This is a genomic window from Ruegeria sp. CH10 (assembly GCF_056537125.1).
On the sequence record NZ_JBQFQY010000005.1, the window covers coordinates 42,031 to 60,974 of the forward strand.

The window sequence follows — 18,944 nt, forward strand, 5'->3', positions numbered from 1 at the left end:
GCTTGCGGTCCGCTGTTGATCTTGAGTCTTGTCTTTCCAAGCACCCTATCGAACAATCGATGGTCAAAAATTGACCTAAGTCATGTGTAGAGCGCTTAAGTATTGGTCACTTCGAAAACTTTGACGTCTTCCCTGTGGGTCATATAAGCAACTCGATCCGGGCAGCAGGGAAACGGGACATAGTCTCGGCGATTCTGTGTTGGGGGATGGCGCATAAAGCCGTCGAAAGCCCATCAGCCACGGCGGCGCTGGGGGCGGACACTGACACGGTGCTGTGAAACACGCGCTGCCCGATCGGGTTCAGGATGTGCCCCTGTCCACCCGACAAAGTCATCGCCGCCGGGGATGAGGTCGCCAAAGCGCGATCCGTCAGACTGATCCGGTTTTCTATCGTCCCATCCGCCGATGCGAGCCCAACCTGCCAGGCACGACCATCGCCGCGCCGGCCGTCGGCCCGGATTTCTCCCATATCGACCAGCACATTCCGAAGACCAAAAGACCTGAGCAACCGGGAAATGCGATCCGTCACCTCACCCTGGGCCACCCCGTTCAACGTCAGGGCAGACACGCCCGGAACCGGCAAACGGATTTCATCTGTGCCCACGGAAACGTTGTCCCATCCGATGACATCCAACGCCATGTCCCGGGCAGAGGCATCCGCAGGATTGGCCAAAGCCATCCAAAGCGGCTGAATGGTGGGATCGAAAGCGCCCCCCGATGCCGCATGCAGGGCGCTGCACAGACTCAGGAGTTGCAAAAGCTCGGCTGAGGGGGCCGACAAGTGGCCCGTTCGGTTCAGGCGGCACAGCTCAGAGTCAGGGCGGTACAGGCTGAATATGTTTTCCAGGCGCGACACCTCGGCGGTGACCGCGTCGAAAATGGGGGCGGCTTCTGCATCGCTCAGCCCATTTAACTGCATACTGGCAGGTGCACCCAACGCGGTTCCTGTCCACCGGGCGGAAGATCCGGCTGCGGACACCGCCGCCGGAAAGGACATGCAAGCAGCCGAAATGCTCAGGAAACGGCGGCGAGAGTAACGGGTCATGCGGGTGTCTCCAACTGCAGGTCCAGATCGACGGGACCAAGGACCTCGGTGTCGGGAATGTCGGACAGGGGCAGCGCCGTTCCGCCATAGTCATTGATGAACGCTTCGGCGGCCATCGGATCCCCAAAGGGCACCACTTCGCGCGCGCCCATGCCACCCGCCACATTGGCTCCGACCACAAAGGTCGCGCCGTCGGCTGCAATCCAGTTCGCGATACCCGGCTGCCGCCAGCTGGGCGCGACACTCATGTCACTGACATAAACGGCGGTGATTTTGGCGTCCCGCTCGGGGCTTTTGAGATAGGCCACCATGTCGCGCACCTGCGCAAAGAACAGCGGGGCAGGGTAGCCTTCAAGGTGGATCTGCCCCTTGGGTCCGCCATGTTCGGCGATGTTCATCTGGCAGAAAAAGCTCAGCGCGTCGGGCGTCAGGTCCACCGGGTCGGGGGCCTCGGCCACCTCTTCCTTGCACGCGGTCAGGGCGATCAGGGCAATCAGGCACAGGCGCTTCATGGTTCAACCCTCCGGAATGCGGCGCGGGCGAGCGTGAAGGCCAGCACCGGCCAGATCAGAAGTGAGGCAGGCGCGGCCCAAACGGGCAGGGCCTGTGCGGCCCCGGTCATGCCCGAGGCCATGGCGACGCCCTCGGTTGCGGCGATGTTCCACAGACGGAATGCGTCGGCCGGGTTGGCGACCATCACCCATGGAAAGACGGATTGGGTGAAGGTGCCACCCTTGTCCATGACGACGGCCCCCAACAGGCCCAGATCATAGAGGACGACAAAAACCAGCCACAGCCCGGCCGACAGGCCCGCCGCCGCCGTGGCCCCCTTTGCCAAAGCGGACAGCAGGTATCCCAGCGCCAGAAAGACAGCGCCCAGCAGGATGGATGTGAGGATCAGGCGCGCCAGAGCCATCAGGCTTTCGGGCCCCGCGCCGCCAAAGAAGGCCGCCACAGCACCTGCGCTGCCAAAGCCGACGGTCATGGCGAAGGCCAAAGCGGCGAGGTGGGCGGTGAACTTGCCCAGCAGGATTTCTCCGCGCCCCGCAGGGTAGGACAGCAACAGCGACAGGCTGCCCCGGTCCACGTCGCCTGCGATGGCATCAAAAGAAATCATCAGCGCCAGCAAGGGCGCAAGATAGACCGACAGAGTGGTCATCGACGCGACCGAGACGGTCAGCATATCGACCCCCAAAGTCCCGGTTGGGGCGCTGCCCGCAAAGGTCAGCGCCAGCGCAAACAGCACCATGATCAGTGTGGCGACCAGCAGCCAGCGGTTGCGGCGCAGGATCAGCATTTCTGTGCGGGTGATGGCGAGGAAGCGGGTCATAGCCTCTCCTCCTGTGCGTAATGGCGGTAAAGGTCTTCCAGCTTGGGTGGGGTCATTTCCACATCCGCCACCGCGTCGCCCAACCCGGCGATCCGGCGCAGGGCCTCCATCTTGTCTTCGGGGGTACAGAGCAGTTCCACTGAGGCGCCGTTGATCCGGTTGCCGCCCAGTTCGGCGGCCAAGGCGTCAGGGTTGGCACTGGCGCGCACCTTCAGGCGGATCGGCAGACCGGCCAGCGCCGACAGGTTGGTCAACGTGTCATCGGCCACCATCCGACCCTTGCGCATGATGGCGATGCGGTCGGTGCGGGCCTCAACTTCGGTCAGCGCGTGGGACGCGATCAGAACGGCGGTGCCTTGCGCGGCCAATTCGTCAATGATGGCATACAAATCCTGCCGCGAGATCGGGTCCAGACCAGATGTCGGCTCATCCAGCAGCGCGACCTTCGGCTGCCCCAACAGCACCTGCGCCAGACCCAGACGTTGCCGCATCCCTTTGGAATAGGCCCCGATCCGGCGGTCCAGCGCGTCGCTCAGGCCGACCCGCTCCAGCAGACCGGGCACATCCGCCTTCGCGTCCGAAAGCTGCGCGAACAGGGTCAGTTGTTCGCGACCGGTCAGGGCCGGGTGAAACGACACGGCCTCGGGCAGATAGGCCGTCTCGCGCCGCGCCTGTGCACTGCCGGGGGTGGCGTCCCCGACCCGAATGGCACCGCCTTGGATCGGCGTGAGGCCAAGGATGGATTTGATCAGCGTCGACTTGCCCGCACCGTTGTGGCCCAGCAGCGCAACGCGCTGGCCGGGGGCAAGGGACAGGGTGATATCGTCAAGAACGCGGGTCTTGCCACGGTCCTTGCAGACTTGGTTTATCGTCAGGGCCTTATCCGTCATGAGGCACCTTTTTCATAGCTGGGGGTTCAGGGGCTTGCATCAAGGGGTTGCTGTCCATCACACCGCCCGGCAACAGCGCCGGGAAGGCCGATTGCGACCAGCGCACCAGCTGCACGGCAGGCGAGCCGAGCAGCAATTTGGCTGCGGGTTGGGTCCACAGCACATGGTCCATTGAATCATTGGGGCGATAAGGGGCATCGGCCACGCCGTTGCCATCCACATCATAGGCGGCGAAATCGGACCAATAGTTTCCGCGCCCGTCTTCTGACCACTCGACCCATTTGGTCGAGACATATTTCACCTGCGTCCGGTTGCCGACAAAGGCATTGCCGACGATCCGGTTGCGTTCACTGCCTGCGGTAAAGTGGATGCCGATGCCGCAGCCTTCAAACCAGTTGTCAGTGAATTCGTTCTTGTTCGAATTATAAAGGAAGGTGCACTTCTCTTTCGCACCTTTCACCACATTGCCGGTGATGACGCTCTTGTTAGCATAGTTCAGCATCACGCCATGCTCGCGGTCATCAATCGAGACATTATCGGTGACTTTGACATTCGAGGTGAACATCACCGCATAGCCCAGATCGTTGCCGATCGAGACATTGTTGCTGACCACAGAATTGTCGGCATACATATAATGCACCGCAAAGCGCAGATCGCGGAACAGGTTGCCGGTGAAGGTGTTCTTCTTGGACGAGTTCACAAAGATCCCGTCGCGCCCATAGCGGATGTCATTGCCTTCAACCATCGCACCCGGCGCGTTCCAGACATAGACGCCATTTCCGCGCTCGTTCATGCGCTGGTCTTGCCGTCCTTCGATCCGGTTGCCCCGGACGATACTGTCCTTGGCCCCGTGGATGTCGATGCCGTAAAGATTACCCAGCAGCACATTGTCCTCGATCAACGGCGCGGTGGCCGTCTTGGTCAGCTGGATACCGCTGTCGATCCCGTCATGGCTGTCGCCAGAGCCGATCACCGTCAGCCCGCGCACGATCACGCCGGGCCCAGTCACGGTAATGACGCTGCCCTCACCTTGTCCGTCAATGGTGGCCAAACCCTGCCCGTCGATTGTGACGGGCCGGTCCAGCACGAGGTGTTCGGTATAAACACCGGGGCTCAGGCGGAGGGTGTCCCCATCCGCCGCCTGCGCCAGTATCTCGTTGATGGCCCCCGCCCGGTTGGGCACATCCCAGTCTTCCGCCCAAAGGGGCGATCCGAGCAGGAGCGGAATGAGCAGGGACCAACGCATGATTATGCGCTCCGCGGCTCAACAAACATCCGGCCGCGCATTTCCATGTGCAGCGCGTGGCAGAACCACTGGCAATAGAACCAGTGCACGCCCGGACGGTCAGCGATGAACGTGACCGAGGCAGTGGCCTGCGGTGCAACCTCCATCGCGATGCCGAAGTTCGACAGGCAGAAGCCGTGGGTCACATCATCCACGTCATCCAGATTGGTGACGTAGACAGTGACTTCATCGCCCTGCTTGACGGTGAACTTCTCCATGCTGAACACAGGCGCGACCGAGGTCATATAGACCCGAACCTTGTTGCCATCCCGGATGGGTTCTTCGGCCCCATAATCCAGATCGACGCCATCCGCCTCGGCCTGTTTGCGCGCATCTTCCCACATCGGATCGTTGCGGTCCCAGACATTGACCGGGTTCACCTTGGACCGGTGCACAAGGATCGAGTCATGCGGTTCCGCAAAGGTCGGGCCGTCATGAACCACCTTCATCTTGTCGCCCGAGATGTCGATCAACTGCTCATTCTCAGGCTTCAGCGGACCCACATTCAGGAAGCGGTCTTTCGAGAACTTGTTCATCGAAATCAGCCACTTGCCGTCAGCCTCGGCGGTTTCACCCATCGAGGTTGAGTTGTGGCCCGGCTGATACTGCACGTCCACCTTGTCAAGGATCGGATCAACGTCGGCACCACCATAGGCTTCGATGGCTTTGGCGATGTCCCATTTCACCACCTGGCTGTCCAGGAACAGGGTGGTGTAGGCGTTGCCCTTGCCGTCGAACGCGGTGTGAAGCGGGCCAAGACCCAGTTGCGGTTCGGCCACGATAGCGGAACGTGGATCAGCGTTGTCGGCAAACAGCGCGTCGACTTTTTCGACATCAATCACAGACACGGTCGGCGACAGCTTGCCGTTGATCATGATGTGTTTCTTGTCGGGTGCGGCATTCACACCATGCGGCGAGTTCGGGATCGGGATGTAACGGGTCAGGTTACCACCTGCCTCTTTGCGGCCATCCACGACCTTGACGCCGTTCAGCTCCTGATAATTGCCCGCGGCAATGGCATCTTCGATGCCTTTGAGGTTGAACACGACCACATGGTCCAGCTCATTCTCGGTCATCTCGGCCAGGTTCATCCCCATTTCCGAGTTATACGAGGTCGAGAACGCATATTTGCCCTGATAGTCGCAGTCGGTGTTGTCGAGGTTGCCCGACACCATCACCTGCCACGCGATCTCCATTGTGTCACCGTCGATGGCGGTGAAGATGTTCACGTATTTGGACGGATCGTCCAGAATCTGGCCGTCATTGACCAGCGGGGCCTCGTGCTCACCATTGGCAAAGACATAGCCGGTGCGCGGGTATTTCTGCGGGCGCAACCCGTGGATGTCATGCGCGTTCGGGATTTCGATGATCTTGTCGCATTTCATCACGTCACAGCGCACGCGGGCGACGCGGGTATTGGCCTTGTCGTTCATGAACAGATAGCGGCCGTCATAGGTGCCATCGGTGAACGACATATGCGGGTGGTGCAGGTCGCCATTGTCATAGGTGACCTTGCCGTTTGCGGCCAGGAAATCCTTGGTTTCGGGCAGCAGGCCTTCGGTCAGAACCTTCAGCGATTCATTGGTCTGACCCCAGCCGGTGGCCGAGCAGCGGTTGAACACGGGGACGCGCATCAGCTCTCGCATCGAGGGTACGCCCAGGATGCGCAGCTCACCGGTCTGGCCCGAGGACCAGAAGCCGTAATATTCGTCCAACTCGCCGGGCTCCAGATGCGCATTTGCGGCAGCGCTGGCTTCGCGCGCAGTCATCAGGGTCGAGCCGAGCCCGGTCCCGGCCAGAACGGCACCGGTGGCGGTGGCCCCCAGCATTCCGCGGCGCGTGATGTTCAGTTTGTTTTCAGTGTCCGACATAATCTTCCCTCCTTTTTAGGAAGCGGTTTGCGGTTTGGCGTTTGGATGGTTCGCCGGTGGTTGTCCGAGTGGGGTCTTCATCTGGACCGACCCTGTCTTGGCCCGCCGTTTCAGCTGGCGGATAACGACGGGACATTTGTCCTCGGACTGGTAGAGCACCTGACAATGCAGGCAGGTGACGCACTCGTTCGGATTGATCTCACCGGTGGGGTGGATCGCCTGAACGGGGCATTCATTGGCGCAGGTCTGACAGGGGGTGCCGCAATCCTTGTAGCGGCGCAGCCAGTCGAACATGCGGATACGGGCGGGGATTGCCAGCGCCCCGCCCAGCGGGCAAAGGTAGCGGCAATAGAACCGTTCCACGAACAGCCCGATCCCCAGCAGGGCCAGCGCAAAGACCACAAACGGCCAGTCGCGCATGAATTTCAGGATGATCGCGGTCTTGAACGGCTCGACCTCGGCATAGGTTTCAGCCAGCGGGATCGAGACAAAGCTGATCCCGAACAGCACCAGGAAGATCATGTATTTCGCAGGCCAGAGGCGTTCGTTCAGACCCCAGGGCAGGGTCCATTGCGGCACTTTCAGCGCGCGCGCGATCTTGTTGGTCAGTTCCTGCAGCGCGCCAAATGGGCAGAGCCAGCCGCAATAGGCCCCGCGCCCCCAGAACAGCAGCGCGGCAGCCACGGCGAACCACTGGATAAAGACCAGCGGATCCAGCAGGAAGGCATCCCACGAAAAGCCCGTGCGCAAGCTGCCTGCCAACGCCATCAGGTTGACCACGCTCAGCTGCGCATTGGCGTACCAGCCGATGAAGAACAGGGTCATGGTCAGGTATCCGATGCGGAACCAGTAAAAGACCCGCGCGTTCATCGTGGCGTGGAACTGGAAGAAGAAGGTCGCGGTCAGCACCAGCAGCATCACACCCAGCACCCCGATCTCGACAGTGCGGTCTTTCCAGATGCGCTGCCACAGCGCGGCCTTGGCCGCAGCCTCGCCGGTGGCATCATCGACCACCACAGGGGTCGCAACGGGCAGCAGGTAATGTTCCGGTAATTTGTACCCCAGATCAAAGGTCAGGAATGTTTTCTCAACCGCGCCCACAGCCCGTTGCGCCAGCAGTTGCAGGCGGAAGGGTTCGGCCGGATCGAACTCGGCCTCGGCGGGGATTTTGAAGATGTCCAGTTCGGTAAAGCTCGGCGCATCCGGTGCTGCAACCTCGCCCAGACGGCGCTGCTGCTTGTCGAAGAACCGCACCGAATTGTCGCCTTGTATCAGCTGAATCCGGTCGAAAATCCCGCCCCGGACATAGCCCGAGCCCTTGAAGCTGTAGGCCCCGCGCCCCAGCACCAGAATGGCCTGTTCGCCTTCGTCCAGCCAGTCGAGCATGTTCTGATATTCGGCCTCGCCCAGCAGCGACTTGCCGATCGACGGCACCGAAACCAGCGCCATATGCATGTCGATATAGGTGTCATCAGGCTCGCCGGGTTCCGGGCGCTTGATCGCGCGCTGATCACCCGTCGCCTCGAACGCGGCGTTGACCTGTCCGATATCCAGCGTCAGCCGCCGGACCGAGCCGTCGCCCGACAGCGTGGTCCAGTCATAGACCGCGTCCTGGGCCAGATCCACCTCGCGCTTGGGCCCATCGGCCTGCGCAGGCGCCAGCCCACCCAGCCCCAGTGCGCGCGCCACCTTGATGCCGCCACGCACAAGGCTGTCATCGATCACCATGATCGTGACGGTCGCGCCCGAGATAATATCAAGGTCATGCCCCTCACCGCCGGTTTCGGCCTCAATCTTCAGGTCCAGCCCGGCATAGCCTTCGGTCAGTTCCACCATGCGTGCATTGGGAATGCCGATCAGAACGATGGGTTCCGAGTGTTTGACCAGTTGCACCCCGGTCAGCACCGCATCTTTATCAATGGCGGCGACCACATGGATCGGCTTGCCGGAATATCCGGTGGTGCCCACGAAATCGGATGTGAGGAACGCCCAGGCCACCGTCTCGCCCCCCTTCAGAATGGGGGCAACCATGACGTCCTCGCGCACCGGGCCAAAGGCATCGGCACCGGGCACAAGATCGGCAGGCTCAATCTCGGGCAGAAAGCTGGCGAGGCTGTCGGCATGGGCGCTGATCGCCATAAGGCAGGACAGGGCAAAGGCCAGCAGGAAATGGATTGCGCGACTTACGACCACGGCGCACCTCCGGTAACTTGGGTTAACGCCATGGACGCGCGCAGGGCGCGTTCGGTTGTGTCTTGGATTGCGCGCGGGGGCCCCCGGGTTTCGGGCCACCGACGCGACGTGTCGTGTATGACGACCTGCCCGGAACACTCCGCACGGGCCATTCGGGTAAATTCGCTGCGGATCAGCACTGGCGTTTCGGCCACAGGGTCCACCGAGGTAACTGCGCACAAGGCGCAATCAGCGCATTTCGGGCAGGGTGCAGTCGGGTCGTCAGTGTCTTGCTCAAGGTCCACCTGGACCCAAACCGCCCCTGCCTCCGAGCAGATCTCCACCCACATGCTTTGCCCGGGACTCGCCAGCGCCGGGCCAAGCAGCTGCAAAAGCAGAAAGAGGATGCCTGCCATGGCACAAGCTGCGCGGGACGCGCGAACAGCTGACTTGTGCAGAGGGTTGAGGACAGACATGGAGAATCCAACTCGGAAATCTTTCCTGAGTCGTATTGGATTCCCGCGCAGCGATACTTGACTTCGGTTAGGCCGCCAAAGATTTAGCCTTACCCGTCCGCCTCATCCATCAGGCTACGTACCCAGCGCCCGGCCAGCCAGGCTGCAGGCAGGCCCAAAGGGATCGACCAGAGCAGGGCCGACACTGGTGCAATCACGCCAAACCCCGCGCTGTTGGCAATCAAACCGGCCAGAAACAGGTTGATGGCCACGGTCAGCGCCGTGGCCGGATAGAGCAGGATGGCCAGTTTCCAGACCGGCCACCGCCCTTCAGTGGCTGGTGCCTTCCGAGAAGGTGATTTTGTTCCAGACATTGTATTTCCCAGACGGTTTGCGCATCGGCAGGCGGCGGACCTCTTCCAGCGTCTGCGCGTCATAGACGATCACGGCGCCGTCGTCTTCCCAGATGGACACCAGTGCGTGGCGGCCATCCTTGGTGAACTCCACATGGGCCACAGTCTTGCCCGGCGCGGGGCGCAGGGTTTTCACGATCTCAAGGCTTTGCTTGTCAATCACATGCATGGCGTCCTTGTTGGGGCCAAAGAACACATCGGCCCAGACATAAGGAGAGTTCTCATGGCTGCGCATGAAGAAACCCGGCCCTTCGGTCTTGATCCGCTTGACGGTTTCCCATGTGCCCATGTCGATCACCGAAACGGTGCCATCGGTCAGATGCGGCGTCGCCATCACCGTGGTGTCGCCATGTTTCCACGTGATCCCCGAGCCCAAATGAGGCATCCCCGGCAGGTCCAGATCAGCCACCTTATGCCCGATCACCAGATCGATCACCTGTCCGCCCTTGCCATCGCGCGAGGCGCCCATGACGTATTCATAGCTCTGGTCGAAAAAGAAATCGTCCAGATAGTCGGGCGTGGTGATCTTGCGCACCGGGAAAGGATCGGGGTTCTTGAACTGACCCTCGATGCGGAAATCATGGCCCAGCCCGAATTGCGGCGGGTTGGCCCCGTAAAAGACCTCCCAAATCTCGGGCACGTCTTTCAACGCCAGCACAAAGCTCTCACGCGGCGGGGCCTGATACACGGCCGAGACCCGGCTGGGTACGCCGGTCTTGCTTTTCACCCCGATGACCTTTGCAACCGAGAGATCTTCGGTCGACAGCAAAGTCAGAGAGTTCGGCAGGTAATTCGCCACGGCCACCCATTTGCCGTCGCCTGACATGGCGATGTTGCGGCTGTTGAGGCCCGCGCGCACCCGGCCCACCTGTTTCAGTGCCCAGATGTCGTATTTCTGTACCCAGCCATCGCGGGACATGATGAACACATAGCGCCCATCGGGACTGAACTTCGGCCCGCCATGCACGGCAAAGGGCGTCTCGAACCGGTCCAGAACCTCGAACGTATCCCCATCCAGCACGCTGACATGGTGGTCACCGGTTTCAACCACCAGCGTAATGTTCATCGGATCGCTGTCCCAGACAGGGGCATCCACAGAAACGTAGTCTTCGTCCAGCACGCGGCTGGCCGCAATCTGGTCCTCACCCCATTCGGGATCGGTCTCCAGCGGAGATTTCAGCCAACCCGCCAGTTCCTCGATCTGCAACGCATCCAACTCATGCGAAAACGCGGGCATCTGCGTCGCCGCCCGCCCCTCGGCGATGACCGCAGCCACACGCGGCCCCCGCATTCGTTTCAGTGTCTCGGGGATCAACGCCGGCCCGACCCCGCCCAACCGGTTCTCACCATGGCAGGAGGCACAGAATTCGGCATAATCCGACGGCGCATCCGCCTGCGCCATCGCACCAGCAACCACAAATGCAAGGCTGGCCGTAAACAGACCAACCCCCTGCTTCTTCTTGTTCCAAATACGGCCGCCGGAGGCTCCTGCAGCCCCCACCCGCACATCGGACGGGTCAGCAGGACCAACGGTTTCAAAAGAACTGATGCGCCGGATCATGACGTTTCCCCCGGAACGGCGTGACCTGCAGGCGCTCGCCTGCGTCTTCGACGCCGATTTCTTGATTTGACAGATAACAGGCCGGATCTTCGGCCCATGGATCGCCAGTCAGTTGCAACGCCCGGATACGCGTATTGCCGCCACAGACGTCCTGCAATTGGCACGCCCCGCAGCGCCCTTTCAGGGGGCGCGGACGTGTACGCAGCATCGCCAGCATCGGATCATCGCTGGTCCACAGCTCGGAAAACGGTTTGGTCTTCACATTTCCGACCGTGTAATCCGACCAATAGGTGTCGGGATGCACGCGGCCCAGATTGTCGATGTTGGCCACACCCAACCCGCTGGAGTTTCCACCCCAGGCCGCCAGATGCTGTCGCACATGCGCCGCCTTTTCCGCGTCGAAATGCGCCCGGGCCCAATTCAGGAAATAGCCCGCATCAGCATCATTATTGCCGGTCACGATATCCAGCGGACGCCCGCCCGAGACAGCCTCGTATGCGCGGTCCAGCAACAGGTCCAAGCCCTTTCGCGTGCGCAGATGCTCGGCATCCTCGCCCCGGTTCTTGTCGCCGCGCCCGGCATAAACCAGATGGGACAGATAGAACTTGTCCACGCCCTCATCATCGCACAGCTTCAACAGATCGGGCAGGTGATGCTGGGTGCCCTCGGTCAGGCAGAACCGCAGACCCACCTTGATGCCGCGTTTCTTGCATTCACGCACGCCGCGCAAAGCGTCGGCAAAGGCCCCCTCGACGCCCCGGAACCAATCATTCGTGGCGCCGATTCCGTCCAGCGAGATGCCCACATAGTTGAACCCCACATCTGCGATCATGTCGGCGGTCTCGTCATGAATCCGCGTGCCATTCGTGGACAACGCCAGCATCGGCACCAGATCGCGGGCGCGTGTGGCAATGTCGAAGAAATCGAACCGATCCAGCGGCTCCCCACCCGAAAGGATCAGGGCCGGGACGCGAAACTGGCCCAGATCCTCAAGGGTGACCATGGCTTGCTCATGGCTGAGCTCACCGGGGAAGGCCACATCCGCCGAGACGGTGTAGCAATGACGGCATTTCAGATTGCAGCGCCGCGTCAGATTCCAGATCACCACCGGTTTGACTGGTCCGGGGCGACGTTTACGCACCGGACTCGGTTCAATCAGTTGGTGCATATATTCGGTCAGGCGGAACATATCTCAGCCTTTCTGTTTCAGGCGCAGCCCGGTCTTTTTCAGGATGCGCGTGGAATAAAGGATGTCCTGCGCCCGACAGGCATCGCCCAGAATGGCGGCGATCTCGGCGCGTTTCTCTTCAACCTCTCTGGGATCGGCGCCATGGACCATGGCGAACAGGTTATAGGGCCAGTCGGGCAGGGCGCGGGGGCGTTCATAACAATGGGTCACAAAGGGCAGCAGACCGATCTGCGTGCCCATCTCGGTCACTCGGTCATCGGCCACATCCCAGACGGTCATCCCGTTAGAGGTCATCCCAAGCTTATAGTGGTTCGGTGCCGCCGCGATGCGCCGGATCACGCCGCGCGATTTCATATCGGCCAGGCGGTACAGCAGTGCGTCTTCGTCCAGACCCAGCCTCTCGGCCACGTGGCGGTAGGGCGCGGGCACCAGCGGCAGCCCGCCTTGCAGCGCCTCGATGATCTCTCTGTCTTTGGCGTCAATCATGCTGCCACCCGGAAGCCAATGAAGAATTCCTGAAGCTTGGGAAATTGCAGGACCGCGATCCCGGTTTCCCGTTCGATAGCCTCGGCTGCGGATGCGATCCCTTCGGGTGTTTCAGTGGCAAGAACGAACCACATATTCAACCGGTGCGTACGCTCATAATTATGGGCAACCTCGGGATGTGCATTGACTTTGGTCAGGACGGTTTCGAAATCCGCTTCTGGTACGGCCATGGCACACAGGCAAAAAGCCCCGCCCATGGCGGCGGCGTCAAAGAACGGACCGAACCGGGTGATGACGCGCTCTTCTTTCATCCGGTCCAGACGGCCCAGAAGGTCGGATTCCGCGATTCCCAATTCCCCGGCAATCGCGGCGTAGGGATACGGTGTCAACGGCAGGTCATCCTGCATCCGGTTCAGGATCGCGCGATCAGTGTCGTCCAGTATCATGCCGCCACCTCTTTCGGTTGGATCAGCGCGCCGGTTTGTTTGAAGCAACGGGTCGAGAAAAGCACCTTGTGCCGGGCTCCTGCCATTTCGGGCAGGGCGGCGGCCCCGGCCAGGACCTCCATTGCCTCGGGGCGCGAGCGCGCGTGGATCATGGAATATAGGCGATAGGGCCAGACGCCTGCGACCGGGTTGCGCTCATAACACAGCGTCACGCCGGGATGCGCGGCCAGTGCGGGACCGGCGGTTCCGACCTGATCGGCGGGCATGTCCCAGACCACCATGGCATTGGCGGACCAGCCAAGCGCACGGTGGCGCACGATGACGCCCAGGCGCGAGACGATGCCAGCCTGATACAGCGCTTCAATCCGGGCCATGACCTCTGCCGTGCGACGGTTAAGTGCGCAGGCGAGCGCATCGTACGGCTCTGCGACCAGCGGCAGGCCAGAGCTGAGCGCCTGCAACAGGGCACGATCCCCGTCCTGCATGGCGGATCTGTCCACCCGACGGGGTGCGGGCACCTTGCTGGCGGCGCCCGACATCCGGAACCCCAGATCAACGTTGAACGGGCGGACAAGCCGCAGGTCCAGCACACGCAGGCCGGTGCGGCGGCTGATCCGAGCCAGTGTGTCGTTCACATGCGCCCGGTCCGGGCCGGTGGCCACGAACCAAAGATTCCAGTCGTCCTCGCGCTGGTAATTGTGGTTCACGCCGGGTTCGGCATCGATGATGGCGGCGACCTCTTCCAGTCGTGCGTCAGGCGCGGCGACAGCGGCAAGCGTACTGGCCGATACTGCGCCGGGGGCAATCGTGGCTCCAACCCGGGTGATGCGCCCTGTCTTACGCATCCGCGCCAGCCGGTCGAGTACTTCTGCCTCGTCCAGACCAAGCGCGTCGGCCAGAACCTGAAACGGACGCGCGGTGACGGGGAAATCGCGCTGGAATTCGTCCAGCAGGCGGCGGTCAAGGGGGTCGGTGATATGGTGCATCGGTTACAGCCCCGTTCTGTGCGCGCGGGCGGTAAAGAAGATGCCGGATGGGCTATCGGCCTCGATCTCGCGCAGTTTCTCGAAGCTTTGCGTGTCGTAGACCATGACCTTGTTGGCATCACGCACGCTGATCCAGACTTCATGCCCGCGCGGCGTGAACTCCATATGCAGCACGGCTGGGCCAGGTTTGAATTCGTGGATGATCTGTTTGCTGACGCTGTCGATCACCTGAATCGTGTCATTCAGCGGGTGGGCGAAATTCACCCAGACCTGCCGCCCGTCGGGCCGTGCCATGGCAAAGACCGGCTGGCCGTGGGTCTGCGTGCGCCCGGTCTCGGTCAGGGTGTCGGCGTCGATCCACAGAACCTCGTGGTGGCCGACGGCGGGCAGCACGAATTCAGGCCCCGTCAGCGCCCAGCCTTCCAGATGAGGCATCTTGTAGACCGGCATCTCCTCTTGCCCGCGCCCATAGTTGGGCAGCACGCGGATCGGTTCGGGCGTCTCGGCCCACAGGTCCAGCGCGGTCAGGCCATCTTCGCCAAACAGGCCCGTGATGTAGGTGCGGCCATTGGCGGTGATCAGCGCGTCATAGGGGTGTTTGCCCATGTCGGGGATTTTGGTGATCTCGGGCGCACCCGTGGCGAAATCGGCAATCCAGGTCTCGCCCGTATCCCACATGGTAAAGACAAACCGGCGGCCCGGCGCATCGACCAGACCGATGGTTTTGCTGTCGGTGGGGATGTCGGCGATCATGTCCAGAGTCTCTGCATCAAAAACGCGTACGCCGCCGGGTTCATAGTTCGACACGGCGACCAGCTTACCGTCATCCGAAATCGCGCCGCCGATGGCGTTTCCCGCCTGTACCACGCGGTTCTCGATCCGGCGGGTGACAATATCGACCTTGGTCAGCCCGCCGTCACGCCCGAAGACATAGGCAAAGCGTTCGTCAGGCGAATAGACCAACGAGGCATGGGACAGATCGCCCAGCCCTTCGATCCGCGCCAGAGACGCGCGGTCGGATTGATCCACCAGCAGGACCGAGCCCTTGGCCCGTTCGATCACAAGGCCCAGATCACCGGTTGCGGTCGGCTCGGCCTGCGCCGTGGTCATCAGCAGGGTGGCTGCGAGGGTAAGGATAAGCTGTTTCATTGTGCCTCCTGTTCCAGCAGGTAACGGGCGATCCATTCGGCCTCTTCTTCGCTGATCAGGGGCCGCCACGGGGGCATTGCCGTGTCGGGAATGCCGTCGAGGATCACACGGGTCAGTACGTCCGGGTCGTAATGTTCAAGGGTTTCAGAGCGCAGATCAGGACCAAGCCCGCCTTTAAGCGACAGCCCGTGGCACGAGCCGCAATCCTGATGCACCAGCCGTTTGAGGGCGCTGGGGTCCAGGGTGTCGGCGGCAAAGGCGGTTGTGGCCACAAGCACGGCGGTTGTCAGAACGGCACGCGCAGTCCAACCGGATCGCCCGGTGACACCGCCAGTCCGCGCCCGCGCAGGTGGGTGCCGCCGTGGTTTTCCGGAGCCCAGCCTAGCCATGAGCCTGTTCCAATATCTGAGCGACAGGCTGCTCCGCATAAAGCGACACAACTTTGCCGATGATGAACAGGGTGGGTGCTTCCAATTCGGCCGCCCGCACATCTGCGGCCAACCGATCCAGCCGGGACACCATGCGGCGTTCCTCCGGCGTGGTGGCTTTGCCAACGGCCAGAACCGGGGTCGAGCCGGGCAGGTTTTCGGTCATCAGCCCCATCGCGATCTGGCCGATATTGGCCACGCCCATATAGACGACCAGCGTCGATTCCGGGTCTGCCAGACGTTTCCAATCCAGATCCAGCACCTTGTCGGCCTGCCGGTGTCCGGTGACATATTGCACCGAGGTTGCCAGCCCGCGATGGGTCAGTGGTACGCCGGTAGAGCACGACGCCCCCTGTGCCGCCGTAATCCCCGGCGCGTATTCGACCGGGATGCCCCGGGCCATCAGATAGGCGGCCTCTTCCGAGCCACGGCCAAAGATCATCGGATCGCCACCTTTGAGGCGTGCAACGATATGCCCGGCGCGGGCCTCTTCGACGAGGATGTCGTTGATGCGATCCTGCGGCACCGTGTGGCATTTCGGGGCCTTGCCGACCGGGATCATCCGCGCGCCTGCGGCGTGCAGTGCCAGAATGTCGTCCGAGACCAGCCGGTCATAGACCACCACATCCGCCCTTTGCAGCATCCGCAGCGCGCGCAGGGTCATCAGTTCAGGGTCACCAGGGCCTGCGCCAATCAGAAATACCTTGCCGGTCATGTGTGAACTCGCTTGGTCAGAATGTGCTTTGAGCCCCGCAATCCTGCGCGATCGGGTGACGTTGCTGGGTATGCCGGGCGTGTCATGGGTCAAGACTGGCGCAACCTGAAACAAACCGCCTTGACTAAAGTTAAGGAGCGCGGGTTTTGCGCCCGCGCTCCTCACTCTCATGCCTGTATTTCTGCCTCGGCTCAGGGTTCGACGGTGATCATTCCGATCATGTTCTGTGTCTCCCAATGCGGCCCGCACAAATACTCCTGCGGCCCGGGTGTGAGGAATGTCAGTTCAACCGATTCCTCGGGGAAAAGCCGGTCGCTTTCGGGTTCGCTGCCATCTTTCAACAGGACCGAGTGGCTGGTGCGTTTGTCCACGTTCACCCAGCGCACTGTTGTGCCCGGTTTAACGGTCAGTTCGACCGGGCAAAAAGTGTATTTGTACATCAAAACCACCTCGGCATCCTCGACCGCGGATGAGGGTTGGTCGAACAGTTCGACATAGCGCTCTTCGGCTTCGGCGCAGGTGGCGGCGATCTTGTCTTCTTCCGCCAGTGCGGCGGACGACAAAAGCAGCATCGCAGGAAGAAGGTACCGAGGGTTCATGATCCAAGTCTCCTTTCCGGAATGTGGAGTGGGGGCCGGATAACCCGGCCCCCACCCATTAGTGTTTGACCACGTTGATAAAGGCGCTGTCGTCGTCCAGCGCCAGGCTGGTATCCAGCGTCACGTGATGGAACCGCGCGGCGGCAAAGTCATCGTGGATGGCAAAGCCGACGGTATAGGTTTTGCCGGCCTCAAGCGGCACATCCCCCGGCGCGTCCGAATTCAGCGGGCGGGTAAAGACCACCGTCCACAGACCGCCGTCGAGGCTGGCCGAGGCAGCGATCTCACCGTCATTAACCACGCGCTGTTCCAGCAGGTAGCCGTTGGTGGCGCTGCCATCGGCATAGACGCGCATCAGGTCCAGATAGGTGCCATCGGCCAGATACTGTTCAATCTGTTCGGCAGCGTGCAGCTTGTCCCAACCGCCCAGAGGCTTGCCACGACGGCCTTTGGTGTCGACCTCGGTGCGGCTTTCGCTGAGGTATTTGGTCACCGTATCCTGCGCGGTCATGCGACTGGAGAAGTCGCCATTGGCCGCAATCGCATCTGCACCCGGATCAAAGGGCATGTATGTGTTGTCGGCGTGGCACGAGGCCCAGCATCCCACCTGATCGCCCATTTCGATACCCGTGCCGGTGATCATCATCGCCACCTTGATCTGGTTGTCCGGGTCCATCTTGCCGCCATCGACAAACGGCGCGGGATTGTGGCCCGCATCTGGCCATTGCAAACGGATATAGAGGTTTTCGTCATCATGGGCCGCTTGCACGGTCGCGTCGATCACACCGCGTTTGCCGGGGATCGGGGTGGGCTCAAGCTCACCGCCTGCCACGATCTTGTTGCCAATCGCGTCCAACTCAGCAGCGTGACAGGTGGTGCATTTGTCCCCGCCCTTGGTCAGCGGACGCGCGCCGCCATGGGACCGGCCATTCTGCACCCATTCGAACGAGGCCTGACCGGGGTAAAACAGCTTCATGTCTGCGCTGGCGACCGAATTCCAGTCGATATTCGTACCGACATCGCCGCCGCCACCTGACGGAGCTGCAGCTTCTTCGCCAGACGCTTTGGCCCGTTCTTCGGCCACAGCCGCATCAACAGCCGCCGCAATTTGCGCTTGCACGGCCTCTTGCTGAGCGACACGAGCCGCTTTTTCAGCCTCGGCTTCGGCGGCTTCCTTGGCCTCGATCCGCGCCAGGCTGGCCATGTATTCTTCGGGGATTTCGCGAATAAATGCGGGGTTTGGTGCCTCAAGCTCTTCCAGATAGTCCTCATCCGCCCGGTCGCGGGCGTCCGAGTGGGCAATCCCCTTGTGGCAGTCGATACAGGTCTGGCCCACGGTCATCGCGTTCAGGTGCTGCTGACGCGCGCGGGGTTTCTGGAACTCGGGCATCATCGATTCGAAATCGTGGCAGTTACGACACTCACGCGAGTCGCTGGATTTCATCCGTTCCCATTCGTTCATCGCCAGATGCACGCGCTTGGCTTCGAATTTTTCGCGCGTGTTGATGGTGCCGACCATCTTGCCATACAGTTCTTTGGACGCCTTGATCTTGCGGATCATTTTATGCGTCCAGTCTTTGGGCACGTGACAGTCGGAACAGACCGCGCCCACGCCGGACCGGTTCACGTCATGGATCGTGCCGGTGTATTCCTCATAGACGAAATCGCGCATCTCGTGGCACGAGACGCAGAATTCCTTGGTGTTGGTCGCTTCCATGGCGGTGTTGAACCCGCCCCAGAAGATGATGCCGCCGGCAAAGGCCGCGGCGATGCCGGCCACGGGCATTCCCCACAGGAAATACCGGCGCCAGATTGGTTTTTTCTTTTCCGGTTCGGAGGTCATATCCGGGCTCCGTTATGGCTGTCTTTTCTGGCCCTGGGTGTCAGGCCTGTGGATTTGGCTGATGTCTCAAACGTGGAAAGG

General features: G+C 61.5%; 19 protein-coding genes. All 19 read right to left on the minus strand.

What is annotated here, in order from left to right:
- Positions 1–139: 139 nt before the first annotated feature.
- Complete coding sequence (locus tag ACRZ94_RS15125; protein WP_480797716.1) at positions 140–1,045, minus strand: FAD:protein FMN transferase; 906 nt, start codon at positions 1,043–1,045, stop codon at positions 140–142.
- Entirely contained in the window at positions 1,042–1,557 is a 516-nt protein-coding gene (locus ACRZ94_RS15130; protein WP_480654777.1) for a nitrous oxide reductase accessory protein NosL, read from the minus strand. Before ACRZ94_RS15130 ends, ACRZ94_RS15125 begins: the two co-directional genes overlap by 4 nt.
- On the minus strand, positions 1,554–2,375 hold the full coding sequence (locus ACRZ94_RS15135) for an ABC transporter permease (RefSeq protein WP_480797717.1): 822 nt from the start codon (positions 2,373–2,375) through the stop codon (positions 1,554–1,556). Before ACRZ94_RS15135 ends, ACRZ94_RS15130 begins: the two co-directional genes overlap by 4 nt.
- A complete protein-coding gene (locus tag ACRZ94_RS15140) occupies positions 2,372–3,265 on the minus strand; it encodes an ABC transporter ATP-binding protein (RefSeq protein ID WP_480797718.1) in 894 nt (297 codons plus the stop codon). Before ACRZ94_RS15140 ends, ACRZ94_RS15135 begins: the two co-directional genes overlap by 4 nt.
- Complete coding sequence (locus tag ACRZ94_RS15145) at positions 3,255–4,511, minus strand: nitrous oxide reductase family maturation protein NosD (protein WP_480797719.1); 1,257 nt, start codon at positions 4,509–4,511, stop codon at positions 3,255–3,257. Before ACRZ94_RS15145 ends, ACRZ94_RS15140 begins: the two co-directional genes overlap by 11 nt.
- Positions 4,512–4,513: 2 nt before the next feature.
- A complete protein-coding gene (gene nosZ / locus ACRZ94_RS15150; RefSeq protein WP_480797720.1) occupies positions 4,514–6,421 on the minus strand; it encodes a TAT-dependent nitrous-oxide reductase in 1,908 nt (635 codons plus the stop codon).
- A 15-nt stretch (positions 6,422–6,436) separates the two neighbouring features.
- Positions 6,437–8,560 (minus strand): 4Fe-4S binding protein, encoded by a 2,124-nt coding sequence (locus ACRZ94_RS15155; RefSeq protein WP_480797845.1) that lies wholly within the window; start codon positions 8,558–8,560, stop codon positions 6,437–6,439.
- A 44-nt stretch (positions 8,561–8,604) separates the two neighbouring features.
- The gene (locus ACRZ94_RS15160) at positions 8,605–9,069 is read right to left on the minus strand and encodes a DUF2946 family protein (protein WP_480654787.1); all 465 of its coding nucleotides are present in this window, start codon (positions 9,067–9,069) and stop codon (positions 8,605–8,607) included.
- A gap of 89 nt (positions 9,070–9,158) precedes the next feature.
- The gene (locus ACRZ94_RS15165) at positions 9,159–9,422 is read right to left on the minus strand and encodes a hypothetical protein (RefSeq protein WP_480797721.1); all 264 of its coding nucleotides are present in this window, start codon (positions 9,420–9,422) and stop codon (positions 9,159–9,161) included.
- Complete coding sequence (locus ACRZ94_RS15170) at positions 9,379–10,863, minus strand: cytochrome D1 domain-containing protein (protein ID WP_480797846.1); 1,485 nt, start codon at positions 10,861–10,863, stop codon at positions 9,379–9,381. The genes ACRZ94_RS15165 and ACRZ94_RS15170 overlap by 44 nt, the downstream gene beginning before the upstream one ends.
- Before the next feature lie 133 nt (positions 10,864–10,996).
- Positions 10,997–12,211, minus strand: a complete 1,215-nt coding sequence (gene nirJ / locus ACRZ94_RS15175) for a heme d1 biosynthesis radical SAM protein NirJ (protein ID WP_480797722.1) — start codon at positions 12,209–12,211, stop codon at positions 10,997–10,999.
- 3 nt (positions 12,212–12,214) lie between these two features.
- Positions 12,215–12,697, minus strand: a complete 483-nt coding sequence (gene ahbB / locus ACRZ94_RS15180; RefSeq protein WP_480797723.1) for a siroheme decarboxylase subunit beta — start codon at positions 12,695–12,697, stop codon at positions 12,215–12,217.
- Positions 12,694–13,143, minus strand: coding sequence for an Lrp/AsnC family transcriptional regulator (locus tag ACRZ94_RS15185; protein WP_480797724.1), 450 nt, complete (start codon positions 13,141–13,143; stop codon positions 12,694–12,696). Before ACRZ94_RS15185 ends, ahbB (ACRZ94_RS15180) begins: the two co-directional genes overlap by 4 nt.
- Entirely contained in the window at positions 13,140–14,129 is a 990-nt protein-coding gene (gene ahbB / locus ACRZ94_RS15190; RefSeq protein WP_480797725.1) for a siroheme decarboxylase subunit beta, read from the minus strand. Before ahbB (ACRZ94_RS15190) ends, ACRZ94_RS15185 begins: the two co-directional genes overlap by 4 nt.
- 3 nt (positions 14,130–14,132) lie before the next feature.
- Complete coding sequence (locus tag ACRZ94_RS15195; protein WP_480797726.1) at positions 14,133–15,278, minus strand: cytochrome D1 domain-containing protein; 1,146 nt, start codon at positions 15,276–15,278, stop codon at positions 14,133–14,135.
- Complete coding sequence (locus ACRZ94_RS15200) at positions 15,275–15,667, minus strand: c-type cytochrome (protein WP_480654803.1); 393 nt, start codon at positions 15,665–15,667, stop codon at positions 15,275–15,277. Before ACRZ94_RS15200 ends, ACRZ94_RS15195 begins: the two co-directional genes overlap by 4 nt.
- The gene (gene cobA, locus ACRZ94_RS15205; RefSeq protein WP_480654805.1) at positions 15,660–16,421 is read right to left on the minus strand and encodes a uroporphyrinogen-III C-methyltransferase; all 762 of its coding nucleotides are present in this window, start codon (positions 16,419–16,421) and stop codon (positions 15,660–15,662) included. The genes ACRZ94_RS15200 and cobA overlap by 8 nt, the downstream gene beginning before the upstream one ends.
- Positions 16,422–16,612: 191 nt before the next feature.
- Positions 16,613–17,020: a cupredoxin domain-containing protein gene (locus tag ACRZ94_RS15210; RefSeq protein ID WP_480654806.1), complete on the minus strand. Its 408-nt coding sequence runs from the start codon at positions 17,018–17,020 to the stop codon at positions 16,613–16,615.
- A gap of 58 nt (positions 17,021–17,078) precedes the next feature.
- On the minus strand, positions 17,079–18,863 hold the full coding sequence (locus tag ACRZ94_RS15215) for a NapC/NirT family cytochrome c (protein WP_480797727.1): 1,785 nt from the start codon (positions 18,861–18,863) through the stop codon (positions 17,079–17,081).
- Positions 18,864–18,944 lie beyond the last annotated feature (81 nt).

Excerpts from the sequence above, each read along its gene's own strand:
- ACRZ94_RS15160 (WP_480654787.1), bottom strand. The coding sequence starts at position 9,069 with ATGTCTGTCCTCAACCCTCTGCACAAGTCAGCTGTTCGCGCGTCCCGC.
- ahbB (WP_480797723.1), bottom strand. The coding sequence starts at position 12,697 with ATGATTGACGCCAAAGACAGAGAGATCATCGAGGCGCTGCAAGGCGGG.
- ACRZ94_RS15165 (WP_480797721.1), bottom strand. The coding sequence starts at position 9,422 with ATGTCTGGAACAAAATCACCTTCTCGGAAGGCACCAGCCACTGAAGGG.
- ACRZ94_RS15125 (WP_480797716.1), bottom strand. The coding sequence starts at position 1,045 with ATGACCCGTTACTCTCGCCGCCGTTTCCTGAGCATTTCGGCTGCTTGC.
- ACRZ94_RS15135 (WP_480797717.1), bottom strand. The coding sequence starts at position 2,375 with ATGACCCGCTTCCTCGCCATCACCCGCACAGAAATGCTGATCCTGCGC.
- ACRZ94_RS15215 (WP_480797727.1), bottom strand. The coding sequence starts at position 18,863 with ATGACCTCCGAACCGGAAAAGAAAAAACCAATCTGGCGCCGGTATTTC.
- ACRZ94_RS15200 (WP_480654803.1), bottom strand. The coding sequence starts at position 15,667 with ATGGCTAGGCTGGGCTCCGGAAAACCACGGCGGCACCCACCTGCGCGG.
- ahbB (WP_480797725.1), bottom strand. The coding sequence starts at position 14,129 with ATGCACCATATCACCGACCCCCTTGACCGCCGCCTGCTGGACGAATTC.
- ACRZ94_RS15130 (WP_480654777.1), bottom strand. The coding sequence starts at position 1,557 with ATGAAGCGCCTGTGCCTGATTGCCCTGATCGCCCTGACCGCGTGCAAG.
- nirJ (WP_480797722.1), bottom strand. The coding sequence starts at position 12,211 with ATGTTCCGCCTGACCGAATATATGCACCAACTGATTGAACCGAGTCCG.
- ACRZ94_RS15210 (WP_480654806.1), bottom strand. The coding sequence starts at position 17,020 with ATGAACCCTCGGTACCTTCTTCCTGCGATGCTGCTTTTGTCGTCCGCC.
- ACRZ94_RS15140 (WP_480797718.1), bottom strand. The coding sequence starts at position 3,265 with ATGACGGATAAGGCCCTGACGATAAACCAAGTCTGCAAGGACCGTGGC.
- ACRZ94_RS15195 (WP_480797726.1), bottom strand. The coding sequence starts at position 15,278 with ATGAAACAGCTTATCCTTACCCTCGCAGCCACCCTGCTGATGACCACG.
- cobA (WP_480654805.1), bottom strand. The coding sequence starts at position 16,421 with ATGACCGGCAAGGTATTTCTGATTGGCGCAGGCCCTGGTGACCCTGAA.
- nosZ (WP_480797720.1), bottom strand. The coding sequence starts at position 6,421 with ATGTCGGACACTGAAAACAAACTGAACATCACGCGCCGCGGAATGCTG.
- ACRZ94_RS15145 (WP_480797719.1), bottom strand. The coding sequence starts at position 4,511 with ATGCGTTGGTCCCTGCTCATTCCGCTCCTGCTCGGATCGCCCCTTTGG.
- ACRZ94_RS15155 (WP_480797845.1), bottom strand. The coding sequence starts at position 8,560 with ATGGCGATCAGCGCCCATGCCGACAGCCTCGCCAGCTTTCTGCCCGAG.
- ACRZ94_RS15170 (WP_480797846.1), bottom strand. The coding sequence starts at position 10,863 with ATGGCGCAGGCGGATGCGCCGTCGGATTATGCCGAATTCTGTGCCTCC.
- ACRZ94_RS15185 (WP_480797724.1), bottom strand. The coding sequence starts at position 13,143 with ATGATACTGGACGACACTGATCGCGCGATCCTGAACCGGATGCAGGAT.